The 22,471-nt window shown below is 69.4% G+C and carries 15 protein-coding genes; 12 read left to right on the forward strand and 3 right to left on the reverse strand.

The features are described from left to right. Window positions 1-92: 92 nt before the first annotated feature. Window positions 93-752 carry a phosphate signaling complex protein PhoU gene (phoU, locus tag IMT31_RS11720; protein ID WP_345358626.1) on the reverse strand — a complete coding sequence of 220 codons (660 nt, stop codon included), beginning with the start codon at window positions 750-752 and terminating at the stop codon, window positions 93-95. A 267-nt stretch (window positions 753-1,019) separates the two neighbouring features. Here phoU and IMT31_RS11725 point away from each other — a divergent pair, with 267 nt between their 5' ends. Beyond that, a complete protein-coding gene (locus tag IMT31_RS11725) occupies window positions 1,020-2,159 on the forward strand; it encodes a sensor histidine kinase (protein WP_413544414.1) in 1,140 nt (379 codons plus the stop codon). Then, window positions 2,156-2,836 carry a response regulator transcription factor gene (locus tag IMT31_RS11730; protein WP_345358629.1) on the forward strand — a complete coding sequence of 227 codons (681 nt, stop codon included), beginning with the start codon at window positions 2,156-2,158 and terminating at the stop codon, window positions 2,834-2,836. The genes IMT31_RS11725 and IMT31_RS11730 overlap by 4 nt, the downstream gene beginning before the upstream one ends. Before the next feature lie 114 nt (window positions 2,837-2,950). Here IMT31_RS11730 and IMT31_RS11735 read toward each other — a convergent pair whose 3' ends face one another. Continuing rightward, window positions 2,951-3,490 (reverse strand): hypothetical protein, encoded by a 540-nt coding sequence (locus IMT31_RS11735; RefSeq protein ID WP_413542890.1) that lies wholly within the window; start codon window positions 3,488-3,490, stop codon window positions 2,951-2,953. Between the two features lie 250 nt (window positions 3,491-3,740). Between IMT31_RS11735 and IMT31_RS11740 the strand changes: the two genes are divergently transcribed. The 7 genes from IMT31_RS11740 (at window position 3,741) to IMT31_RS11770 (ending at window position 11,458) form a co-directional block, all read left to right on the forward strand. Next, window positions 3,741-4,223 carry a CarD family transcriptional regulator gene (locus tag IMT31_RS11740; protein WP_345356748.1) on the forward strand — a complete coding sequence of 161 codons (483 nt, stop codon included), beginning with the start codon at window positions 3,741-3,743 and terminating at the stop codon, window positions 4,221-4,223. 24 nt (window positions 4,224-4,247) lie between these two features. Next, window positions 4,248-5,039: a 2-C-methyl-D-erythritol 4-phosphate cytidylyltransferase gene (gene ispD, locus IMT31_RS11745; RefSeq protein WP_345356751.1), complete on the forward strand. Its 792-nt coding sequence runs from the start codon at window positions 4,248-4,250 to the stop codon at window positions 5,037-5,039. A 44-nt stretch (window positions 5,040-5,083) separates the two neighbouring features. Then, entirely contained in the window at window positions 5,084-5,578 is a 495-nt protein-coding gene (ispF, locus tag IMT31_RS11750; protein ID WP_345356778.1) for a 2-C-methyl-D-erythritol 2,4-cyclodiphosphate synthase, read from the forward strand. Window positions 5,579-5,597: 19 nt separating this feature from the next. Further along, window positions 5,598-7,121, forward strand: a complete 1,524-nt coding sequence (gene cysS, locus IMT31_RS11755) for a cysteine--tRNA ligase (protein ID WP_413542891.1) — start codon at window positions 5,598-5,600, stop codon at window positions 7,119-7,121. Window positions 7,122-7,182: 61 nt separating this feature from the next. Continuing rightward, window positions 7,183-8,169 carry a 23S rRNA (guanosine(2251)-2'-O)-methyltransferase RlmB gene (gene rlmB, locus IMT31_RS11760; protein WP_345356757.1) on the forward strand — a complete coding sequence of 329 codons (987 nt, stop codon included), beginning with the start codon at window positions 7,183-7,185 and terminating at the stop codon, window positions 8,167-8,169. After that, the gene (glgX, locus tag IMT31_RS11765; RefSeq protein ID WP_413542892.1) at window positions 8,166-10,337 is read left to right on the forward strand and encodes a glycogen debranching protein GlgX; all 2,172 of its coding nucleotides are present in this window, start codon (window positions 8,166-8,168) and stop codon (window positions 10,335-10,337) included. Before rlmB ends, glgX begins: the two co-directional genes overlap by 4 nt. Window positions 10,338-10,543: 206 nt before the next feature. After that, window positions 10,544-11,458, forward strand: coding sequence for a hypothetical protein (locus IMT31_RS11770; RefSeq protein ID WP_413542893.1), 915 nt, complete (start codon window positions 10,544-10,546; stop codon window positions 11,456-11,458). Window positions 11,459-11,535: 77 nt separating this feature from the next. Here IMT31_RS11770 and glgP read toward each other — a convergent pair whose 3' ends face one another. Next, on the reverse strand, window positions 11,536-14,208 hold the full coding sequence (gene glgP, locus IMT31_RS11775; RefSeq protein ID WP_413542894.1) for an alpha-glucan family phosphorylase: 2,673 nt from the start codon (window positions 14,206-14,208) through the stop codon (window positions 11,536-11,538). A 237-nt stretch (window positions 14,209-14,445) separates the two neighbouring features. Here glgP and IMT31_RS11780 point away from each other — a divergent pair, with 237 nt between their 5' ends. The 3 genes from IMT31_RS11780 to glgB are packed head-to-tail and all read left to right on the forward strand — an operon-like array spanning window position 14,446 to window position 22,216. Next, entirely contained in the window at window positions 14,446-16,512 is a 2,067-nt protein-coding gene (locus tag IMT31_RS11780) for an alpha-1,4-glucan--maltose-1-phosphate maltosyltransferase (RefSeq protein ID WP_413544415.1), read from the forward strand. Further along, a complete protein-coding gene (gene treS / locus IMT31_RS11785; protein ID WP_345356772.1) occupies window positions 16,512-18,329 on the forward strand; it encodes a maltose alpha-D-glucosyltransferase in 1,818 nt (605 codons plus the stop codon). Before IMT31_RS11780 ends, treS begins: the two co-directional genes overlap by 1 nt. Then, the gene (glgB, locus tag IMT31_RS11790; protein WP_413542895.1) at window positions 18,326-22,216 is read left to right on the forward strand and encodes a 1,4-alpha-glucan branching protein GlgB; all 3,891 of its coding nucleotides are present in this window, start codon (window positions 18,326-18,328) and stop codon (window positions 22,214-22,216) included. Before treS ends, glgB begins: the two co-directional genes overlap by 4 nt. Window positions 22,217-22,471: the final 255 nt, after the last annotated feature.

A 22,471-nucleotide genomic window follows, 5' to 3' on the forward strand; every position in this document is an offset into this window, starting at 1 on the left:
ACCCTCCCGCACAGCGGGCGGACGACGTCGGCCGGTCACCTTCCAGTGGAAGGTGACCGGCCGACGTCGTACAACTGGGATCGACCGCGCGGTCAGTCGATGGCGATGATCGGCTCCCACTCGCCGGTGGCGAGGTAGGTGACCTTGCGGGCCACGGACACGCCGTGGTCGGCGAAGCGCTCCAGGAAGCGGGACGCCAGGGTGACGTCCGCGGTGGTGGCGGCGGACGCGGCCCAGGACGGGTCCGCCACCGAGGTGAAGTTCTTCGCGTGCAGATCATTGATGGTGGCGTTGAGCTTCACGATCGCCGAGGCGTGCCGGAGATCGTGGGTGCTGAGCAGCTGCTCCACCTCGCCGGCCACGGCCACCGCGTGATCGGCCATCTGGTGGAAGTCCTCGCGGGCGGACTCCGGGACCACCAGGTCCGGGAAGCGGCGGCGGGCGAGCTGGGCGATGTGGCGGGCGAGGTCACCCATGCGCTCCAGCGAGGAGCTCATCCGGAGGGCGGCCACCACCGTGCGCAGGTCCGCGGCCACGGGGCCCTGCAGGGCGAGCAGCTCGATGGCCTTCTCGTCCAGGGCGGTCTGCAGGTAGTCGATGCGGGCATCGTTGGTGATGACGGACTCGGCGAGCTCTACGTCGGCCTCTTCGAAGGAGGTCTGTGCCTTGGACATGGCCTCACGCACCAGGCCGGCGATCTCCACGAGCTGGTCACCCAGCGACTTAAGATCGGCATGGAACAGTTCACGCATGGATGAGTCCTCTATCAGGCTGGTTGATGGGCCCCTGGGTGCAGGCGGCCGTGGCAGGTCCCTGCGCTTCAGGCACGAGACCGAGCCCATCCTGACGGTGGAAGGTGAACGGAGTCTGAACCGCGGGAACCTTTCCATGGACATTATGCCCGGTCCGGGGCCGTGGCTGCCGCCCCTTCCGTGATGGGTAGTCTGGAGGGCGTGACGGATCCCGTAGTCGTTGGTGTGGTGTGTGGCCTCATCGGCTTGGTGCTCGGTGTGCTCGCCATGTTGGCGTTCCGCGCCTCCGAGCGCAGCCGAGCCGTCCACTTGAACGTGGGCGAGCCGTCCATTCCGGATGGGGCGGCCGAGGTGCTCTCCGTGATCGGCCGCGCCTACGTGCTGGTCGATGCCGTGAACGGGGTGGTCCGGGCCAACCCCTCCGCCTATGCCTTCGGCCTGGTCCGTGGGCACCACCTGGTCCACCAGGACCTGTTCGACCTCGCCGATCGGGTGCGTTCGGACGGGATCATCGTGGACCGCAAGTACGAACTGCCCCGGGGGCCGCTGGGCCAGGGCACCCTGGTGGTGCAGCTGCGGGTGGCGCCGCTGGCGGAGGAGTACATCCTGTTGCTGGCGGACGACCGCACCGAGATCTCCCGCACGGAGGCCATGCGCCATGACTTCGTGGCCAACGTCTCCCACGAGCTCAAGACCCCTGTGGGCGCCATCTCGCTGCTGGCCGAGGCGCTCGACGATGCCGCGGATGACGAGGATGCGGTCCGCCGTTTCGCCGGCCGGATGAGCATCGAATCGGCCCGGCTGGCCGCCCTGGTGCAGGACATCATCGAGCTCTCACGGCTCCAGGGCAAGGACACGGTGCGGGCGGGCGAGCCCGTGGACCTGACCAGGATCGTCAATGAGGCCGTGGACCGCTCCCGGATGCAGGCCGAGGCCCGGGAGATCACCATCCGGGTGGCCGGGGAGTTTCCCTCCATGGTCTTCGGGGACCACGACCAGCTGATGACGGCGCTGCGCAACCTGATCGACAACGCGGTCCGCTACTCGCCGGACGGCACCACCGTGGGCGTGGGGCTGAGGTCGGTCCGCGGTCTGGCGCAGGTGTCTGTCACGGACCAGGGGGTCGGGATCCCGGAGGAGGAGCAGGACCGGATCTTCGAACGGTTCTACCGGATCGACGCCGCCCGGTCCCGCCAGACGGGCGGCACCGGGTTGGGACTCTCGATCGTCAAGCACGTCATCTCGAACCACGGCGGGGAGGTGACGGTCTGGTCCCAGGTGGGGCGGGGCTCCACCTTCACCGTCCGGCTTCCGGAGATGGAGCCCGATGCCGGGCAGCACGAAGGACCTACAGTGACCAAGCGGGGCCCCGGGGCTCCGACCGCCGGGGAAGGAGCCCAATCATGAGTCGAATTCTGATCGTGGAGGACGAGGAGTCGTTCAGCGATCCACTGTCCTACCTGCTGGGCAAGGAGGGATTCGAGGTCGAGGTCGTGGCGGACGGCAACGAGGCCGTGGTGGAGTTCGACCGGGCCGGCGCGGACCTGGTGCTGCTGGACCTCCAACTCCCCGGCATGTCCGGCACCGAGGTGTGCCGCCAGCTGCGCCAGCGTTCCACCGTCCCCGTCATCATGCTCACGGCCAAGGATGCGGAGATCGACAAGGTGGTCGGCCTGGAGCTCGGTGCCGACGACTACGTCACCAAGCCGTACTCCTCCCGCGAGCTCGTGGCCCGGATCCGTGCCGTGCTGCGCCGTCAGGGTGAGCCGGAGGAACTGGTCAGCTCCACCGTGCAGGCCGGGCCCGTGCGGATGGACATCGAGCGCCACGTGGTCTCCGTGGGCGGTGAGCAGGTCTCCCTGCCGCTCAAGGAGTTCGAGCTGCTGGAGATGCTGCTGCGCAACTCCGGGCGCGTGCTGACCCGCGGCCAGTTGATCGACCGGGTCTGGGGATCCGACTACGTGGGGGACACCAAGACCCTCGACGTCCACGTCAAGCGGCTACGCGGGAAGCTCGAACCGGACCCGTCCAACCCGCGGTACCTGGTCACCGTCCGGGGCCTGGGCTACAAGTTCGAGCCCTAAGCCATGCGGAAGCCGTGCGGAAGCCGTGCGGAATGACGAAGGGCCGGCACCTGATGGTGCCGGCCCTTCGTCATGCTGCCTCGCGTTGGGTGGAGGCCCGTGAGGGGAAGAGCCTCAGTGGCCGCCCTCTTCGGCTGCCGGGGTCTCATACAGGTGCTCGTCCGCGGCCGGATCGGCACCGCCCGGGACGAACTCGCGGTACTCGGGCAGGGTGCCGTCCAGGATGGTGATGCCCACGGTGTCGGATTCGCCGTTGACCTCCACGGTGGCGTCCACGATGGTGCCGGGGCGGCCGCCGGAGCTGGGGATGACCTGCTCGTTGGCCGGGTCCTCGAGGATGAGGGATTCCTCGCCCGGAACCGAGAACCGGGTCTGCGTGCCGTCCACGGTGATGCTGACCTCGAGGGGCTCACCGGTGGCGGAGGACAGGGTGCCGATGTACCGGGACTCGGCCTCAGGGGCGCTGGTGATCAGTGCGACGTTGCGCAGTTCCGCACCGCCCACGTCGGCCACGATGCCATCCGAGGGTGCGTAGTGCAGGGTGGTGGCCTGTTGGTTGATGGCGCTGCAGCCGGTGGCGCCCAGCAGGGCGACGGCGGCCAGGCCCGCCACGGAGGCCTTGCGGGCGGTGGCCCTGGAAGCGGCGAACTTCACGGTGTGTACTCCTCGGGTGCGAACGTCGAACGCCGAAGGGTCATCCGGTGTGCGGACACGGGTGATCACACGGCGCAGTGCTGATGTGAGACTACCGTATTGGCCCCCGTGGGCGCGGCGTGCGACTCCCCTGAGACGCCTCGGTGAATGAAGGGCGAATTATGTCGATTCTGAGCCCGAGTGCAAGGAGCGACACAGGTGAGGAAAATGTGACGTGGTAAACTCATGCGGAGGGAAAGGGGCCATCCACATGGTTTTTGAGGTCGGAGAAACAGTCGTCTACCCCCACCACGGTGCGGCGAAGATCGAAGAGATCAAGATGCGCACCGTCAAGGGCGAGGAGAAGATGTACCTCAAGCTCAAGGTCGCCCAGGGGGATCTGACCATCGAGGTCCCGGCGGAGAATGTCGACCTGGTCGGTGTCCGGGACGTGGTGGACCAGGAGGGACTGGAGCGGGTCTTCGGAGTCCTGCAGGCCGAGTTCACGGAGGAACCCACCAACTGGTCGCGCCGGTACAAGGCCAATCTCGAGAAGCTCGCCTCCGGCGATGTCATCAAGGTGGCGGAGGTCGTCCGTGACCTGTGGCGCCGGGACAAGGACCGAGGCCTGTCCGCGGGGGAGAAGCGCATGCTCGCCAAGGCCCGTCAGGTCCTCGTGTCCGAGCTGGCGCTGGCCAAGAAGACCTCTGAGGATGACGCGGCCGAACTGCTGGACGCGACCCTCGCAGCCTAGAGACACGGGAACCCCCTGACGCTGATGAACACCACGGTCCTCATCGTGGCCGCGGGGTCTGGATCACGCCTCCAGGCCGGTGTGCCCAAGGCCCTGGCCGCCCTCGGAGACGGACGGACGCTGCTGGAGCACTGCCTCGAGTCCGTGGCTGCCGCGCACGCCTCCGGAGCCATCGAGCTGAACGCCGTCGCGGTGGTGCTGCCCTCCCGCCAGGGGGCCGCGGCCGCACTCGAGGACGTCTGCCGAACCTTTGCTGCACACCGGGGGATCACCGTACGGAGCGTGCCGGGGGGCGCGGAGCGGGCGGATTCGGTGCGCGCCGGGCTTGCTGCGGTCCGCGCGCTGTCCGGCGAGACCGCTCCCGGTGAGCGGCACGCCGTCCTGGTCCATGACGCGGCCCGGCCCCTCGTGCCCCCCGCCGTGTTCCAGGCCGTGATGACGGCCCTCGGGGAGGGGGCGGCCGCCGCAGTGCCCGCCATTGCGGTGGTGGACACCATCAAGACGGCGGCCGGCACGGACTCGGGAGGTGAACGGGTCACCGGCACCCTGGACCGGTCCGAGCTGCGGGCCGTTCAGACGCCCCAGGGATTCGACCTCTCCGCCCTGGAGGCCGCCCACCGGCGCGCCGAGCGGGAAGGACCTGCCGGCGCCGCCGCACTGACCGATGACGCCATGGCCATGGAGGCCGCCGGCCACCCGGTGGCCGTGGTGCCCGGGGACCCGCTGGGCTTCAAGATCACCACCCCCCTGGACCTGATGCTGGCCAACGCCCTGTTGGACCCGTCGTCCCCGACACCCGAGGAGCGGCACCTGTGACCAGCGCCGAGACCAGTCCCGTGACGAGCCCTGAGGCCAGCCCCGTGCCGCCGCTGCCGCGCACCGGCATCGGCACCGACGTCCACGCCTTCGCCTCGGCCGGCGAGAACCGCGAGTGCTGGGTGGCGGGGTTGCAGTGGCCCGGGGAGCAGGGCCTGTCCGGCCACTCGGATGGTGATGTGGCGGCCCACGCGGCCTGCGATGCGCTGTTCTCCGCCGCCGGGATCGGGGACCTGGGCCGGCACTTCGGGACCTCACGCCCCGAGTGGGCCGGCGCCTCCGGAGGCACCCTGCTGACCGAGGCCGCCCGGCTGGTGCGGGCGGCCGGATTCGGGATCGGCAACGTGGCGGTCCAGGTGGTGGGGAACCGGCCCAAGGTCGGTACGCGGCGTGAGGAGGCCGAGCGCGTGCTGTCCGCGGCGGCCGGTGCACCGGTCTCGGTCTCCGGAACCACCACGGATGGACTCGGACTCACCGGCCGGGGGGAGGGGGTCGCCGCCGTGGCGACCGCCCTGGTCTTTCCGCTCGGTGCCCGGTAGTCGACTAGGATTCCCTTCCGTGGCCCAACGTTTCTATGACACCAAGACCGCAGCGGTGCGGGACTTCGTCCCCCTGACCGAGGGCGAGGTGTCCCTCTACTACTGCGGGGCCACGGTGCAGGGCATGCCGCACGTGGGCCACGTCCGCTCGGCCATCGTCTTCGACATCCTCATCCGGTGGCTCGAGTACACGGGTCTGCAGGTCACGAGTGTCCGCAACGTCACGGACATCGACGACAAGATCCTGGAGAAGTCCGCGGCCTCCTACGGTGAGGACTTCGAGGAGGACGATCACTACCCGGCCGAGGAGCCGTGGTTCGCCCTCGCCTACCGTTTCGAGCAGGAGTTCGCCCGCGCCTACGCCACGCTCGGAGTGCGCCGGCCCACCTATGAGCCCCGCGCCACCGGGCACATCCCGGAGATGTTCGCGCTCATCCACCGCCTCGTGGACGCCGGCCACGCCTACCCCGCCACGGACGGCTCCGGGGACGTGTACTTCGACGTGCGCTCCTGGGACTCCTACGGGGAGCTCACCCGCCAACGGCTCGAGGACCTGCAGGACGCGCCCGACGCCGGCCCGCGCGGCAAGCAGGACCCGCGCGACTTCGCCTTGTGGAAGGGGGCCAAGGAGACCGACCCGGCCACGGCACTGTGGGACTCGCCGTGGGGCCGCGGACGGCCCGGATGGCACCTCGAGTGCTCTGCCATGGCCACCAAGTACCTCGGCAACCACTTCGACATCCACGGTGGCGGGCTGGACCTGCGCTTCCCGCACCACGAGAACGAGCTCGCCCAGTCGGCCGCCGCGGGGGACGGATTCGCGGAGTTCTGGCTGCACAACGGGATGGTGACCTACGAGGGCGAGAAGATGTCCAAGTCGGTGGGCAACACCATCTCTCCCGAGCAGATGCTGGGGCAGGCCCGCCCGAAGGCCGTACGCTACTTCCTCGGCCAGGCCCACTACCGTTCCCAGCTGGACTACCGCCCCACCTCCCTGCAGGAGGCCCAGGCGGCCGTGGAGCGCATCGAGGCGTTCCTGGACCGTGGGGCCGATGTGGTCGCCGAGGCGCAGCTGCGGCGCGAGGAGGCGGCCGCCGTCGCCGCCTCCCTGAGCGGGCAGTCCACCGGGGAGGGAACCGAGGCCGTGTACGTGGCCCAGTTCTCCTCCGTGCCCACGGCGTTCCGCGCCGCCATGGAGGACGATCTGAACGTGCCGCAGGCCCTGGCCGTCCTGCACGATGCGGTCCGCGCGGGCAACACTGCCCTGGCCGCCGGGGACACCGATGCGGTGGAGCAGCACTACGCGGACGTGCAGGCCATGGTGGACGTGCTCGGGCTGGACGACGTCCCGGAGTCGGAGCCCTCGCAGGACCCGGCTGCCCACCATGCCCTCGACACCCTGATCCGCGCCCAACTGGATGCGCGCGCCGCGGCCCGCGAGGCGAAGGACTGGGCCACGGCGGACCGGATCAGGGACACCCTGGCAGCGGCCGGCGTGGTGGTGGAGGACTCCGCCGGGGGCGCCCGCTGGTCCCTGCAGTAGCGGGCGGGCCGGGCCGTAGACTGGGGACAGTCCCGACCGTCGCCAGAAAGGCAACTCCACCATGGCCTCAGCACCACGCTCAGGATCCTCCCGCGGCAACAGCGGAAAGAAGGGTCCTCTCAAGGGCACCGGTGGTCACGGCCGCAAGGCGCTCGAAGGCAAGGGGCCGACCCCGAGGGCCGAGGACCGGGAGTACCACAAGGCGCACCGTGGCAAGCAGCTCTCCGAGCGCTCCGCAGCCCGCAGCCCGGCCAGTCGCAACACCCGCTCGCGGCATGCCGATGAGACGGTGGCCGGCCGCAATTCGGTGGTGGAGGCGCTGCGCGCGTCCATCCCCGCGAAGGCCCTGCACGTGGCCACCCGGATCGAGATGGACGAGCGGGTCCGTGAGGCGCTGAAGTTGGCCGCCGAGCGCGGCGTGCCCGTGCTGGAGAACTCCAAGCCCGAGCTGGACCGGATGACGGATGACTCCGTGCACCAGGGCCTCGTGCTGCAGGTCCCGCCGTATCAGTACGCCGAGCCCCTCGAGCTCGCCCGCGAGGCCCTGGAGCGGTGGGAGAAGGGCTACGCCACCGCGCCCCCGCTGTTCATCGCGCTGGACGGGATCACGGATCCGCGCAACCTGGGCGCGATCCTCCGCTCGGCCGCGTCCTTCTCCGCGCACGCCGTGGTGGTGCCCTCCCGCCGGTCCGTGGGCGTGACCGCCACGGCGTGGAAGACCTCCGCCGGTGCGGCCGCCCGGGTCCCCGTGGCCCAGGCGGGCAATCTCAACACCGCGCTCAAGGAACTCAAGAAGCTCGGCGTCTTCGTGCTGGGGCTCGACGGCGGCGGGGACCGGTCCCTGCCCGGGCTGCCGCTGGCCACGGAGCCGGTCTGCCTCGTGGTCGGCTCGGAAGGCAAGGGCCTGTCCCGGCTGGTGCGGGAGAACTGCGACCAGATCGTGTCCATCCCGATCGCCTCGGAGATGGAGTCACTGAACGCGTCCATGGCGGTGGGCATCTCCCTGTATGAGATCGCCGTCCAGCGTGGAGCCAGCCGGGGCCGATGAGTGTGACGTCCCAGCCCACCGGGTCCATTCCGGTGCAGCTGCGCCACGTCTCCGGGCACCGCTCACGCCCCTTTCCGCTTGGAGTCGCGGAGTCCGTGTTGGGCGTGGCGGAGGTGGACGGTGCCGTGAACCTGGCGGTCTACGCCCCCGGGGTCGCCGCGCTGGACGTGGTGTTCACGGACGCAGGGTTTCCCGTGGACGCCGTGCCGAGCCCCGAGGACCTGCACCGGGCTCCGCTGTTCGATGTCACGGACCACGTGCACCACGGCACGGTACCCGGCCTGGGGTATGGCAGCCTCTACGCACTGGTGGCCCGTGACCGGAGGATCCCCGGGGTGTCCCGTACCGGCCGCAGGACCTCCGGCAGGGGGAAGGTCCTGCCGCAGCTTCTGTTGGACCCCTACGGCGATGCCGTGGTGGAGCGCGGCGGCGTGTTCTGGTCCACGCGCGTGTCAGGGGACTTCGAGTGGAACGGTGCCGCCAAGCCGCATACCCCACTGCGGGACACCATCATCTATGAGGCCCACGTGATCGGGCAGACCAAGCTCCACCCGGGGATCCCTGAGGAGCTGCGCGGCACGTACGCCGGGCTGGCCCACCCCGTCATGCTGGAGTACCTGACGTACCTGGGGGTCACGGCGGTGGAGCTGCTGCCGGTCCATCACCACCGGGACGAGGACCACCTGCAGGCGGAGGGGCTGCAGAATTACTGGGGGTACAACACCGTCAGCTTCTTCGCTCCTCATCCCGGCTATGCCACGGCGGCAGCGCAGGCCGCCGGTCCCCGCGCCGTCCAGGACGAGTTCAAGGGCATGGTCAAGCTGCTCCACGAGGCCGGCATCGAGGTGCTGCTGGACGTGGTCTACAACCACACGGCCGAGGAGGGCCCGGGTGGGCCGACCTTCTGCTGGCGGGGGCTCGGAGACGAGCACTACTACCGGCATGACGCCGCCGGCCGGTACCTGGACACCACCGGATGCGGCAACGCCCTGAACTTCAACGACCCGCAGGTGGTGCGGATGACCGTGGACTCGTTGCGGCGCTGGGTGACCGACTTCCAGATCGACGGGTTCCGCTTCGACCTGGCCGTCACCATGTGCCGGGACGGCGCCCATCACTACACCAATCGGCACCCGTTCCTCGTGGCCGTACAGGCGGATCCCGTGCTGGCCGGGACCAAGCTCATCGCCGAGCCGTGGGACGTGGGCATCGGGGGCTGGAAGACCGGGCACTTCCCTGCCGGCTGGTCCGATTGGAACGACCGATTCCGGGACGTGGTCCGGGACTTCTGGGTGGCTGACCGCGGGGCCATGGAACACGGCGGCCAGGGTGGATCCACTGCCCGCCTGGCTGACAGCCTGTCCGGATCCGCCGGGTTGTTCGAGGCCTCGGGGCGTTCGGCGCTGGCCTCCGTCAACCTGGTGACAGCCCATGACGGGTTCACCCTGGCGGACCTCGTGTCCTACAACGAGAAGCACAATGAGGCCAACCGTGAGGACAACCGGGACGGCAATTCACACAACCGCTCCTACAACCACGGCGCCGAGGGGCCCACGGAGGACGTGGACATCCTCGAGTCCCGCGCCCAGACGGCCCGGAACGTGATGGCCACCCTGTTGCTGTCCCTGGGCGTGCCCATGATCACCGCCGGTGATGAGATCGGGCGCAGCCAGGGCGGCAACAACAACGCCTACTGCCAGAACAACGGGATCTCGTGGACGGACTGGGACCTCGATGAGCGGCAGGAGCGCATGCTCGCCACCACGCGCCGCCTGATCGCGGTCCGCAAGGCGTTCCTGGCCGGCCAGCCCTACTCCTACCCGGCCCGGGACCTCGGCTACCTCAAGTGGTTCAACGAGGAGGGGCAGCCGATGACCGAGGCGGCCTGGGCGGACTCCGGGCATCGACTGCTGCAGCTGCTGATCGGTGTCCCCGGTGGCCGCAGCACCGGGTTGATCGTGTTCAACGGCGGGCTGGAGACGGTGCCCTTCCGGCTGCCGGTGCCAGAGGAACTGCGCGGCATCACCGGTGAGCACGGGGCGGAACTGCAGGCCTTCACGCTGCAGCTCTCGACGGCCCTCCACGGTGAGCTTCGCCGCGGGGCCCTCTTTGCCCCGGGGGACCGGGATAAGATCGAGGCCAGCTCGATCACCCTCTACTCCGTCTGACCCACCCCCCCGCAACTGGGGGTCGAATCCGGCCCATCTACTCGAGGGTAACCCGAAGAATTGGGCCGGATTCGACCGCCAGATGATCGCAGGCAAGAGCTGGGGAATATTGGCCCGGTCTTCCACAGCGTGCGGTCGGGTCATGGACATCCCCAACGACGCCGGCCCGGCCAGCGGGGCGGCCGACGTTCACCGAGTCTGGGCACATGGATACCCCAGACATTGTCACGGTGGCCCAAGCACGTTCTCTGGGCACGTCTCGCAAGACCCTCCGTGGGAGGAAGGCCGAACGCCACCTGCACGGCATCTACAGCCCGGTTCGCCGGGGACGGGATGCCCTGACCCTTCACCGTTCGCTCCTTCGGGCCGCAACCTTCGCCGGCACCGACGTGGCCTCGCACGAATCCGCGGCCGTGTTGTGGGGGTTTCCTGACGTCGACCCGCCGAAGGACCTGAATCTGTTGTCCATCGCCGGTGACCGGCGGGCCCGGGTGAAAGGCATGACAGGGCGCCGTGGCTTGGTCCTGCCGGAGGAGACGGTGGTGCTGGACGGGGTCGACGTGACCACTCCGGCCAGGACCTGGCTGGACCTGGCCCGAACATCCGGGGTGACGCGCCTGATCCTCTGGGCGGACTGGCTGTTCAACCCCGTGTGGGGCGGTGACTGGGACCGCCAACCCCTGAGCACCCCGGACGGCCTCAGGACTCTTCTGGACAGACACCGCGGCAAGCCCGGCATCCGCAAGGCACGTCTCGCCGCCGAGCGTGCCCGCGTCGGGTCGGACTCGCACAGGGAGACCCAGCTCCGCCTGGCCCTGGTGGATGCGGGGCTGCCGGAACCTGCCGTGAACCAGTGGATCTATGACCCGGTCACGGGCGAACGCATCCACCGGGGTGACCTCACCTACGACGAGGTGCGGATCGATCTGGAGTACGAGGGCGAACACCACTCTGAGAAGGGACAGGTGCAGCGGGATATCGCCAGGTCTGAGCGGCTACACCAAGCGGACTGGCTGGAGCTACGGTTCAGCTCGTACCACGCCCGGAACAACTGGCTCCCCGCCATCCTCAGGACCCGGGAGGCCCTGATCTCCCGAGGATGGTCTCCCACTGGCAACTGACGGTCAGATCCGGCCCGAATTCTCGGGGAACTCACGACGAAACGGGCCGGATCTGACCTCCAGTTGCGATGGAGGTGTCAGCCGGCATTGACCACCAGGGCCATCTCGGCAGGGGAGGCCAGCAACTCGTGCTGCGGGACCACGCGGACGGAGTAGCCGAAGGCGCCGGAGCGGTCGATCACCAGTGAACCGGTGAACTGCCAGCGGCCGTCCCCGAGGTCCTGGGCCGGTGCCAGCTCCAGGACGTGGGTGTTCATCAGACTGTCCTCCTCGAGGGCGCCGGAGGGCTTGGTGGTGACCCGGCCGTACACGGCCTGCACGCACACGTCCTCGGGGGAGAGCCCGTCCAGGTGGACGTAGGCGGAGACCTGCATCTCGTCGCCCACCTGGGGCTCCTCGGTGACCCCGAGCGAGTCCACGTGCTCCACGGTTACCGAGGCGAAGCTCTCTCGGATCCTGCTCTTCCAGGCGGCGAACTCGCGAGCCCGGGCGTAGTCGTCGGCGTCCAGTAGGCGGCCGGCCAGTGCGGCCGGCCGGTACAGGTCCCGCACGTAGTCCTGCACCATCCGGTCGGCGGACATGGCCGGGCCCAGGGTGGCCATCGTGTGCTTGACCATGGCCAACCACTGGTGGGGGACCCCGTCCGTGGACGCCGCGGACGGACCCGCGGCGCCGGCCTGGTCGGAACTCTCGGCACCGTAGAAGCGGGGCACGAGCTCCTTCTCGAGCAGGTCGTAGAGAGCTGCGGCCTCCACATCATCGCGCTCATCGGGTGACGCCGCGGAGGAGGCGGTCGGGATGGCCCAGCCGTTCTCCCCGTCGTACATCTCATCCCACCAGCCGTCCAGGACGGACAGGTTCAACCCGCCGTTCATGGCCACCTTCATCCCGGAGGTGCCGCACGCCTCCAGCGGTCGTAGGGGATTGTTGAGCCAGACGTCGCAGCCGGGCATCAGGGTGGAGGCCATCTGGATGTCGTAATTCGGCAGGAAGACGATCCGGTGGCGGACCTCCGGGTCATCGGTGAACCGCACCATCTCCTGGATCATCAGCTTGCCCTGCTCGTCGGCGGGGTGGGACTTTCCGGCCACCACGAGCTGGACGGGGTGCTCCGGGTGGGTCAGCAGCCGCTTGAGGCGGTCCGGGTCACGCAGCATCAGGGTCAGTCGCTTGTAGGTGGGTACGCGCCGGGCGAAGCCGATCGTCATGACGTTCTCGTCTAGCACGGTGTCGGTCCACGTCAGCTCAGCCTCAGACGCCCCTCGCTTGCTCCAGGAGGAGCGCAGCCGGGCCCGGACGTCGGTGATCAGGGCCCGCCGCAGGGTCCTGCGCATCTCCCAGAGCTCCGCGTCGGGGACGTCGAACACGCGCTGCCAGTCGTGCCCGGCCACGGCGGAGGCGCCGAACAGCTCGATCGCCCGGGAGGAGACGGTGTCCGAGACCCAGGTGGGGGCGTGCACGCCGTTGGTGATGGAGCCGATCGGCACCTCGTCGGCGTCGAACCCCGGCCAGAGGCCCTTGAACATCTCGCGCGAGACCTCCCCGTGGAGCCGGGCCACCCCGTTGGCTCGCTGTCCCAGGCGCAGGCCCATGACGGCCATGTTGTGCACGGAGGGGTTGCCGTCCTCGTAGTCCTCGGCACCCAACGCCAGCACGCGCTCCACCGGCACACTCGGAGCCAGGCCGGAGTGGAAGAACTGCTCGACGAGGGTCCTGTCGAACCGGTCGATCCCCGCCGGCACGGGCGTGTGGGTGGTGAACACGGTGGACGCCCGGACGGAGCTCAGCGCCGTCTCCCAGTCCAGGCCGGCGGACATGAGCTCCTCGATCCGCTCGATGCCCTGGAACCCGGCGTGGCCCTCATTGGTGTGATAGACGGAGGGTGCGCTGGTCTCGGTGAGCCGTGCGTGTAGACGCAGGGCCTTGACCCCGCCCATCCCGAGCAGCAGTTCCTGCTGCAGCCGCTGGTCTCCCTCGCCACCGTACAGACGGTCCGTGATGGACCGGGCCGTGTCGTCGTTGGCCGGGACGTTGGAGTCCAGCAGCAGCAGGGGGACGCGCCCGACGTCGGCCCGCCACACCTGGGCATGCAGCGTCCGGCCGGCAGGCAGCGGCAGCGCAACGAGGGCGGCGGAACCGTCCGCCTCCTTCAACAGCGTCAGCGGCAGGTTGTCCGGGTCCAGGACGGGATAGGTCTCCATCTGCCAGGCGTCCCGGGACAGTGACTGTTTGAAGTAGCCGGACTGGTAGAGCAGGCCCACGCCGATGATCGGCACGCCCAGGTCCGAGGCGGACTTCAGGTGATCCCCAGCCAGGATGCCCAGGCCACCCGAGTACTGCGGCAGCACGGCGGTGATGCCGAACTCCGGGGAGAAGTAGGCGATGGGGCGCGGGCCGGCGTCGTCTGCTCCTCCGCCAGCTCCTCCGCCTGGTCCGGCCTCCGTGCCCCAGTAGTCCTGCTGGAACCAGCGGTCCTGGCTCAGGTACCGGTCCAGGTCCGCCGTGGCCTCCTGGACCCTGGCGACGATGGACTCGTCGGCGGCCAGTTCGGCCAGCCGGTGGCGGTCGAGGGAGCCCAGCAGGGCCACGGGGTCCTGGTTCAGCTCGGACCAGGCCTGGGGATCCAGGTCTCGGAACAGGTCCTTGGTCTGGGGATGCCAGGACCACCGCAGGTTGGTGGCCAGGTGGCTCAGGCCGGAAATGGACTCGGGCAGGTGGGTGCGCACGGTAAAACGACGGATTGCCTTCACAAGGCCCATTATCCACGGGCCGTTCCGCTCTGGCGGCCGGTGGGATGAACCGTGGCCGACGCGGGGTTGACCACCGGTTGAACCCTCGGCCACCAGTTCGCCGCCCCGGCGGCCTGCGGCCTCGACGGGCCATCATTTCGTCCTGATCAGTGGCCACCGGGGCATCCCGGCGGTAACGTCGGGAGCGTGGGCACTGCCAAGAATTCCAGCAACTCCGTCCGATCCCGTCGAGTGCAGATGTTCAGCACCGAGGTCAGGGTCGGGCGCATCCCGATCACCGGCGTGCAACCGAGCGTCCAGTGTGGGGCGGTTCCCGCCAAGGCCGTCATCGGGGAGGACATCCCGGTCCGCGCCACCGTGTTCCGCGAGGGCCATGACCGGCTCGGTGCCACCGCTGTGCTCCACGGCCCGGACGGCGCCGAGGTCCAGCGGGTGCGCATGACCGAGGGTGCGCCGGGGCTGGACGAGTACCGGGCCATCCTGCGCCCGGCCGCCGTGGGCCTCCACACCCTCACAGTGGAGGGTTGGTCCGATCCCTTGGCCACGTGGCACCACGCCGCCACCGTCAAGATCGAGGCCGGGGTGGACGTGGAGCTGATGCTGGCCGAGGGTGGCGCCCTGTTCCGCCGGGCCGCAGCGGACCCGGAGCGTTCCGAGGCGGACCGCTCCGTCTTGGCCCGTGCGGTGCGCGGCCTGGAGGATGCCTCCCGGGACACGGCCCAGCGTCTCGCCGCCGCCGATGACCCGGACCTCACGGAGGCCCTGGCGGCCCGCCCCATCCGCGACTTCGTCTCCGCCTCCCCGGCGTTCCCGCTGGACGTGCAGCGTTCGCTCGCGGGCCGTGGCGCCTGGTACGAGTTCTTCCCCCGGTCCGAGGGGGCGGTCTACCATCCGGAGTCCGGGACCTGGGACTCCGGGACGTTCACGACGGCGGCCGGCCGGCTCCCAGCCGTGGCGGACATGGGCTTCGACGTCATCTACCTGCCGCCCATCCACCCGATCGGGCGGACGCACCGCAAGGGGCCCAACAACTCCCTGACGGCCGGACCCCAGGACCCCGGGTCGCCGTGGGCGATCGGTTCCGAGGACGGCGGCCATGACGCCATCCATCCGGAACTGGGGACCGTGGAGGACTTCGCGGGATTCGTGGCCCGGGCGGAGGAGCTGGGCCTGGAGGTCGCCCTCGACCTGGCCCTGCAGTGCTCCCCGGACCACCCCTGGGTCACCGAGCACCCGGAATGGTTCACCACCCAGGTGGACGGGACCATCGCCTATGCGGAGAACCCGCCGAAGAAGTACCAGGACATCTACCCGCTGAACTTCGACAACGACCCCCGCGGTCTGCGCCGCGCCGTGTTGAAGATGGTGGAGCTGTGGATCGCCCGGGGGGTGAGGATCTTCCGCGTGGACAACCCGCACACCAAGCCCCTGTGGTTCTGGGAATGGCTGATCGCCAAGGTGCACCGGCGCCACCCGGAGGTGGTCTTCCTGGCCGAGGCCTTCACCCGGCCGGCCATGATGCATGCCCTCGGCCGCGCCGGGTTCCAGCAGTCCTACTCCTACTTCACGTGGCGGAACACCCGGGAGGAGATCGCGGAGTACCTGCACGAGGTCACGGCTGTGACCCCCGCCTACTACCGTCCGAACTTCTTCGTCAACACCCCGGACATCCTCACCGAGTACCTGCAGTTCGGCGGTCCGGCGGCGTTCAAGATCCGTGCCGTCCTGGCGGCCATGTCCAACCCGATGTGGGGTATGTACGCCGGCTTCGAACTGTTCGAGCATGTGGCCCGGGCGGGTGCCGAGGAGTACGTGGACAACGAGAAGTACCAGTTCCGGCCCCGCGACTTCGCCGCCGCCGAGGTCCGCGGTGAGTCCCTGGCCCCGTTCATCACCCGGCTCAACGGTTTCCGCCGGGAGCATCCGGCGCTGCAGGACCTGCAGAACCTCACGCTGCACACCGCGGACAACGAGGAGATCCTGGTGTTCTCCAAGTCCCGCCGGCATAAGCCGGAGGGGCAGCACCCGGCCCCGGCCGGTGCCGGGCAGTCCTCGGCGTTGCCGGGGCACGCCGACACGGTGATCGTGGTGGTGAACTGCGATCCCCACGCTGCGCGCGAGGCCACCGTCTCGCTCGATCTCTCCGCCCTGGACCTGCGGCCGCGGGACGTGGACGCCGAGGGCCGGTTCGAGGTCGAGGACCTGATCACCGGAGCCCGCTGGCGCTGGGGCGAGGCGAACTATGTCCGGCTGGACCCGGCCGTGGAGCCCGCCCACGTGTTGCGGATCGTGCGGGAGGACTGATGGCCCAGTCCTTCCAGCAGCACACGCACGGGATCTCCCACGATCCGGACTGGTTCCGCACCGCGGTGTTCTACGAGGTCCTCGTACGGGCCTTCCATGATGACAACGGGGACGGCTCCGGGGACTTCGAGGGGCTGATCAACAAGCTGGACTACCTGCAGTGGCTCGGCATCGACTGCCTGTGGGTGCCGCCGTTCTACCGTTCACCGCTGCGGGACGGCGGCTATGACATCGCGGACTACTACGAGGTGCTGGACGAGTTCGGCACCGTCTCGGACTTCAAGCGCCTCGTGGCAGAGGCCCACGCCCGGGGCCTGCGGGTGATCATCGACCTCCCGCTGAACCACACCTCGGACCAGCATCCCTGGTTCCAGGAGTCTCGCTCGGACCCGGACGGGCCCTACGGGGACTTCTTCGTGTGGAGTGACACGGATGACAGGTACCAGGACGCGCGGATCATCTTCGTGGACACGGAGGAGTCCAACTGGACGTTCGACCCGGTGCGCCGGCAGTTCTTCTGGCACCGGTTCTTCTCCCACCAACCGGACCTGAACTTCGAGAACCCCGAGGTGATCGAGGCGCTGTTCGACGTGGTCCGGTATTGGATGGACATGGGCGTGGACGGTTTCCGTGCCGACGCCATCCCCTACCTCTTCGAGGAGGAGGGCACCGATTGCGAGAATGATCCGCGCACCCATGTCTTCCTGCGGGACCTGCGGGCCATGGTGGATGCGGAGTACCCGGGGCGCGTCATCATCGCCGAGGCCAACCAGCCGCCGCAGGACGTGGTGGACTACTTCGGCTCCGTGGAGGACCCGGAATGCCACATGTGCTTCCACTTCCCGATCATGCCGAAGATCTTCTACGCCCTGCGGGACCACAAGGCCACCGCCATCCTCGAGGCGCTCGCCGAGACCCCGCAGATCCCGGCGGGGACCCAGTGGGGCACGTTCCTGCGCAACCATGACGAGCTCACCCTGGAGATGGTCACCCCGGAGGAACGTCAGGCGATGCTCGGCTGGTATGCCCCCGACTCCCGCATGCGGGCGAATGTGGGCATCCGCCGCCGGCTGGCCTCGCTGCTGGACAACTCCCGCTCCGAGCTCGAGCTGATCCACGCACTGCTGCTGGCCCTGCCCGGTTCACCGTTCCTCTACTACGGGGACGAACTCGGGATGGGCGACAACATCTGGCTCGATGACCGGGACGCCTCCCGCACCCCCATGCAGTGGAACCCGGACCGCAACGCCGGGTTCTCGGCGGCTGATCCGGGCAAGCTGTACCTGCCTGTGATCCAGTCGCTGGTCTACCACTACAACCACGTCAACGTGGAAGCCCAGCTGGCCTCGAACGGATCGCTGCTGCACTGGGTCCGGGAGACCCTGGCCGTGCGGAAGCGGCATCCCGTGTTCGGACTCGGGGACTTCGCCGTGGTCCCGGCCGAGACGGAACAGATCCTGGCCTTCGTGCGGGACCTGCCGGCAGCCCAGAGCGGGGAACACTATCCGGAGACCGTGCTGTGCGTGTTCAACCTCGCCCCGGAGCCGGTGGCCACGTGGCTGAGCGTGCCCGGCTACGAGGGGCGGGGCCTGCGGGACGTCTTCGGCGGCCGGCCCTTCCTGGACGTCGGAGAGGACGGCCGGCTGCCGGTCACGCTGCCCGGCCATGGCTTCTACTGGCTGCGCCTGCGCACCGGTCCCGAGCTGATGCCGGGCGTGGATCCGGTCAAGGCGGCCGATCTGGCGGACCGGCCCAACCCCTACACCACAACGCTGCCGGTCATCGCTCCGGCACCGTCCGCCGGGAACACACCGTGACGCCGGCACCGGGCGGGCCCTCCTCGGAGCAGCCTGCCGCCTCGCTGAGCCAGTTGCTGGCCGATTGGTTGACGGTACAGCGGTGGTTCCCCCTGCAGGGTGGGTTCGAACTGCACCGCGCCGGTGGGATTCGGCTCGCCGAGGGCACGGACCTCCCGCAGCCAGACGTCGGCGTCCAGCTCCAGCTGCATGTGCTCGTGGTCACGCCGGACGGTGGCGCCCGTGGTGAGCGGGCCGGTTCGGGTGAGGGGGCCGTCGTCGTCTCCGTCCCGGTGGCTCTGCGGAGCCGGGAGCTCGAGGGCGCGGAGCAGGCCCTGATCGGCCGCTGGGCGGGCAGGGCTGGGACCCGTTGGGTCTATGACGGCACCCAGGACCCGGCGTTCCTGGCCGCGTGGCTGGAGATGATGCGCCGCGAGCTGCCCACCGCGGACGGCCGTTCCGCAGGTCACGCCTACGCGGACTTCGCCGAATGGCCGGCCTTCGGCGCCGCCAGCCTGCGTGCTCGCGTGCTCCAGGGCGAACAGTCCAACACCTCCGTGGTGGTGGACGCCGCCCGCGGCCCGCTGATCCTCAAGTTCTTCCGCGTGCTGGCCGCGGGTGCCAATCCCGACGTCGAGATCGGCCTGGCGCTCTCCGCCGCCGGTTCCCGGGAGGTGCCGGTGACCTTCGGTTCCGTGACGGCGGGCTGGCAGCGCGCCGGCGGGACCGAGACCGGGCCCGAAGGTGTTGTGGACGTCGCCGATGCCGCCGCCGACGCTGACCCCGAAGCCGTGGACACCGGGCAGGTGTGCGTACTGCGCGAGTTCATCACCGGATCGCGTGATGCCTGGCGCGAGGCCACCGATGCGGCGGCCGCCGGACGTGACTTCACGGCGGAGGCCGCCGGCATCGGGGCGGCCACCGGGCGGCTGCACCGGGGTCTCGCCGAGGCCTTCGGCACGCGCTCCACCGGGCGGCACGCGACCGAGGCCTTGTCCGCGCTCGCCGAACGCGTGGCCTGGGGCTGGCGTCAGGCGGGCGAGAGCGTGGGCCTGGAACTCGCGGGTCCGGTCCACGCGGTCATCGAATCGCTCCGGGCCCCTGAGCTGGCGGACGGAGTGCCCCCGCTGCAGCGAATCCATGCCGACTACCACCTGGGTCAGGTCCTGGTCTCGCCGCAGCATCAGGCCGAGACCGCAGCCGGCTCTGAACCCTGGCGTTGGACGGTGCTCGACTTCGAGGGCGAGCCCCTGCGCGCGGCGCACGAGCGTTCCGGCTGGGACCTGCCGCTGCGGGACGTGGTGGGGATGCTGCGTTCCTTCGACTACGCCGGTGCGCTCTCCGGGGCCACCGGGTGGACGGGGCCGGTACAGCGGGCCTTCCTGGCGGGCTACGGGCAGGCGGCCGGCAGCCCGGTGGACACCGCCTCCCCGGTCTTCACGGCCCTGATGCTGGACAAGGCACTGTATGAGACCGTCTACGAACTGCGCCACCGGCCTGACTGGGTCCATGTCCCGGTGGCCGCCGCCCGCGACGTCCTGCGGGGCCGTGCGGAGGCGGATACGGTGAGGATGGACGTGGAAGCGTCACCCCGGGGCGAGGGCCTGCCCCACAGCCAGAGCACCACCCAGGAGGATGCCGTGGAACGGGATGAAGCAGCCGATGCCGTCGAGTCGACCGGGGGACCCGGAGACGGGATGCGAGCACTGGAGGTCCACACAGAGGTCCTCGACGCCGTGGCGCACGGCCGTTACCACCAGCCGCATGAGGTGCTCGGCGCCCACCTGGGGGAGGCCGGCAGTGTGACCTTCCGCGTCTTGCGGCCGCAGGCCGAGGAGGTCTCCGTGGTGCTGGACGACGGCACGCGGGTGCCGCTTCGCCATGAGCACGACGGCATCTGGGTCGGGACGGCCGCGGTGGTCGAGGAGGGCCATGTCCCGGGATACAGCCTGAGCGTGGCCTACCCCGGGGTCGCCGCGACGGAGCAGGACGACCCGTACCGATACCTGCCCACGGTGGGGGAGCTGGACCAGCACCTGTTGCGGGAGGGCCGTCACGAGACCCTGTGGACGGTGCTGGGGTCCCGGGTGCGCCATTACTCATCGCCCCGTGGGGAGATCACCGGGACCTCCTTCGCCGTGTGGGCCCCCAACGCCCTGGCGGTGCGGGTCAAGGGGGACTTCAACGGCTGGGACGGGCGTCAGCACGCGATGCGGTCCCTGGGTGATTCTGGGGTCTGGGAGATCTTCGTGCCGGGGGTGGGCGCCGGCTCGGTGTACAAGTACAGCCTGCTGGGCCGGGACGGGACCTGGCGGGACAAGGCTGATCCCATGGCCCGCTGGACCGAGGTACCGCCGGCGTCCGGTTCCCGAGTGGACGACTCCCGATACTCCTTCGGGGACGAGGCATGGATGCAGCGGCGGGCCGAGACCGATCCGCACCAGGGGCCGATGAGCGTCTACGAGGTGCACATCGGCTCCTGGCGGCCCGGCCTGTCCTATCGCGAACTCGCGGACCAACTGGTGGAGTACGTGTCCTGGCAGGGCTTCACCCACGTGGAGTTCATGCCGGTGGCCGAGCACCCCTTCGGCGGGTCCTGGGGATATCAGGTCACGGGGTACTACGCACCCACCTCACGATTCGGCGCCCCGGACGATTTCAAATACCTCGTGGACCGGCTGCACCAGGCCGGGATCGGGGTCCTGCTGGACTGGGTTCCCGCCCACTTCCCCAAGGACGAGTGGGCCCTGGCCCAGTTCGACGGGCAACCCCTGTACGAGTACGCCGACCCCAGGAAGGGTGAACACCCGGACTGGGGGACCCTCGTGTTCGACTACGGGCGGACCGAGGTGCGCAACTTCCTGGTGGCCAACGCGCTGTACTGGCTGGAGGAGTTCCACATCGACGGGCTGCGCGTGGACGCCGTGGCCTCCATGCTCTATCTCGACTACTCCCGCGAGGACGGCCAGTGGGTGCCCAACCAACACGGCGGCAACCACAATCTGGAGGCGATCAGCTTCCTGCAGGAGACCACCGCCACGGCGTACCGGCGCAACCCCGGGATCATGATGATCGCCGAGGAGTCCACGGCCTTCTCCGGGGTCACCGCGCCCACCGACCATGATGGCCTGGGCTTCGGGCTGAAGTGGAACATGGGGTGGATGCACGATTCGCTCTCCTACCTGGCCGAGGATCCGGTGAACCGGAAGTGGCACCACAGCGAGATGACGTTCTCCCTGGTCTATGCCTGGAGCGAGAACTACGTGCTGCCGCTCTCGCATGACGAGGTGGTGCACGGCAAGGGGTCGCTCCTGCACAAGATGCCGGGAGACCGCTGGCAGCAGTTGGCCACCCTGCGGGCCTACTACGGGTTCATGTGGGCGCACCCGGGAAAGCAGCTGCTGTTCATGGGCTCGGAGTTCGGCCAGGAGTCCGAGTGGAAGGAATCCCACGGCCTGGACTGGTGGTTCACGGACACGCCCCAGCACAAGGGCCTGATGAAGACGGTGCGGGACCTCAACGGGCTCTACCGGGATGCTCCCGAACTCTGGAGCCAGGACCATGCTCCGGCCGGGTTCCAGTGGATCGACCAGAACGATGGCGACCGGAACGTCTTCTCCTTCATCCGGTGGTCGGCCCCGGAGGCCAGCGGGGGTGAGGCGCGGCCGATGGTCTGCCTCTCCAACTTCTCCGGCAATCCCCATCACGGTGTCCACCTGGGGCTGCCGTTCACCGGGGAGTGGGAAGCGGTCCTCAATACGGACGACACCACCTATGGGGGTTCCGGCACCGGGATCGGCACGGGCGGAAGGCTGATGGCTGCCGAGCGACCGTGCCACGGCCAACCCGCCTCGGCAGAGATCACCGTGCCGCCCCTGGCCACCGTGTACTTCCGGCCGGTCCGGTAGGGACCTTCACCGCCAGAACCCAGGGCGCACGACGTCGGCCGGCCACCTCCGCAGGGGAGGTGGCCGGCCGATTTTGCGAAGCCGGGGAAAGCTGTGTATTGTCTTCTCTTGTGCCAAGGCGCGAAAGCCAGAAAAGCTTTCGGACCTGAAACACCGAGAATCCGCGGAAATCCGAGGATCCGAGGGGTTTCGCGGCACCGGGGAAGCCGCAAGGCGGAACCGCTGGCAAAACCCAGGCAAATCTGAGGGACCACG

Source organism: Citricoccus nitrophenolicus (genome assembly GCF_047305825.1).
Lineage (GTDB): Bacteria > Actinomycetota > Actinomycetes > Actinomycetales > Micrococcaceae > Citricoccus > Citricoccus nitrophenolicus.

Coding starts and splice junctions, on each gene's coding strand:
- phoU (WP_345358626.1), bottom strand. CDS start 752: ATGCGTGAACTGTTCCATGCCGATCTTAAGTCGCTGGGTGACCAGCTC.
- IMT31_RS11725 (WP_413544414.1), top strand. CDS start 1,020: ATGTTGGCGTTCCGCGCCTCCGAGCGCAGCCGAGCCGTCCACTTGAAC.
- IMT31_RS11730 (WP_345358629.1), top strand. CDS start 2,156: ATGAGTCGAATTCTGATCGTGGAGGACGAGGAGTCGTTCAGCGATCCA.
- IMT31_RS11740 (WP_345356748.1), top strand. CDS start 3,741: ATGGTTTTTGAGGTCGGAGAAACAGTCGTCTACCCCCACCACGGTGCG.
- ispD (WP_345356751.1), top strand. CDS start 4,248: ATGAACACCACGGTCCTCATCGTGGCCGCGGGGTCTGGATCACGCCTC.
- rlmB (WP_345356757.1), top strand. CDS start 7,183: ATGGCCTCAGCACCACGCTCAGGATCCTCCCGCGGCAACAGCGGAAAG.
- glgX (WP_413542892.1), top strand. CDS start 8,166: ATGAGTGTGACGTCCCAGCCCACCGGGTCCATTCCGGTGCAGCTGCGC.
- IMT31_RS11770 (WP_413542893.1), top strand. CDS start 10,544: ATGGATACCCCAGACATTGTCACGGTGGCCCAAGCACGTTCTCTGGGC.
- IMT31_RS11780 (WP_413544415.1), top strand. CDS start 14,446: ATGTTCAGCACCGAGGTCAGGGTCGGGCGCATCCCGATCACCGGCGTG.
- treS (WP_345356772.1), top strand. CDS start 16,512: ATGGCCCAGTCCTTCCAGCAGCACACGCACGGGATCTCCCACGATCCG.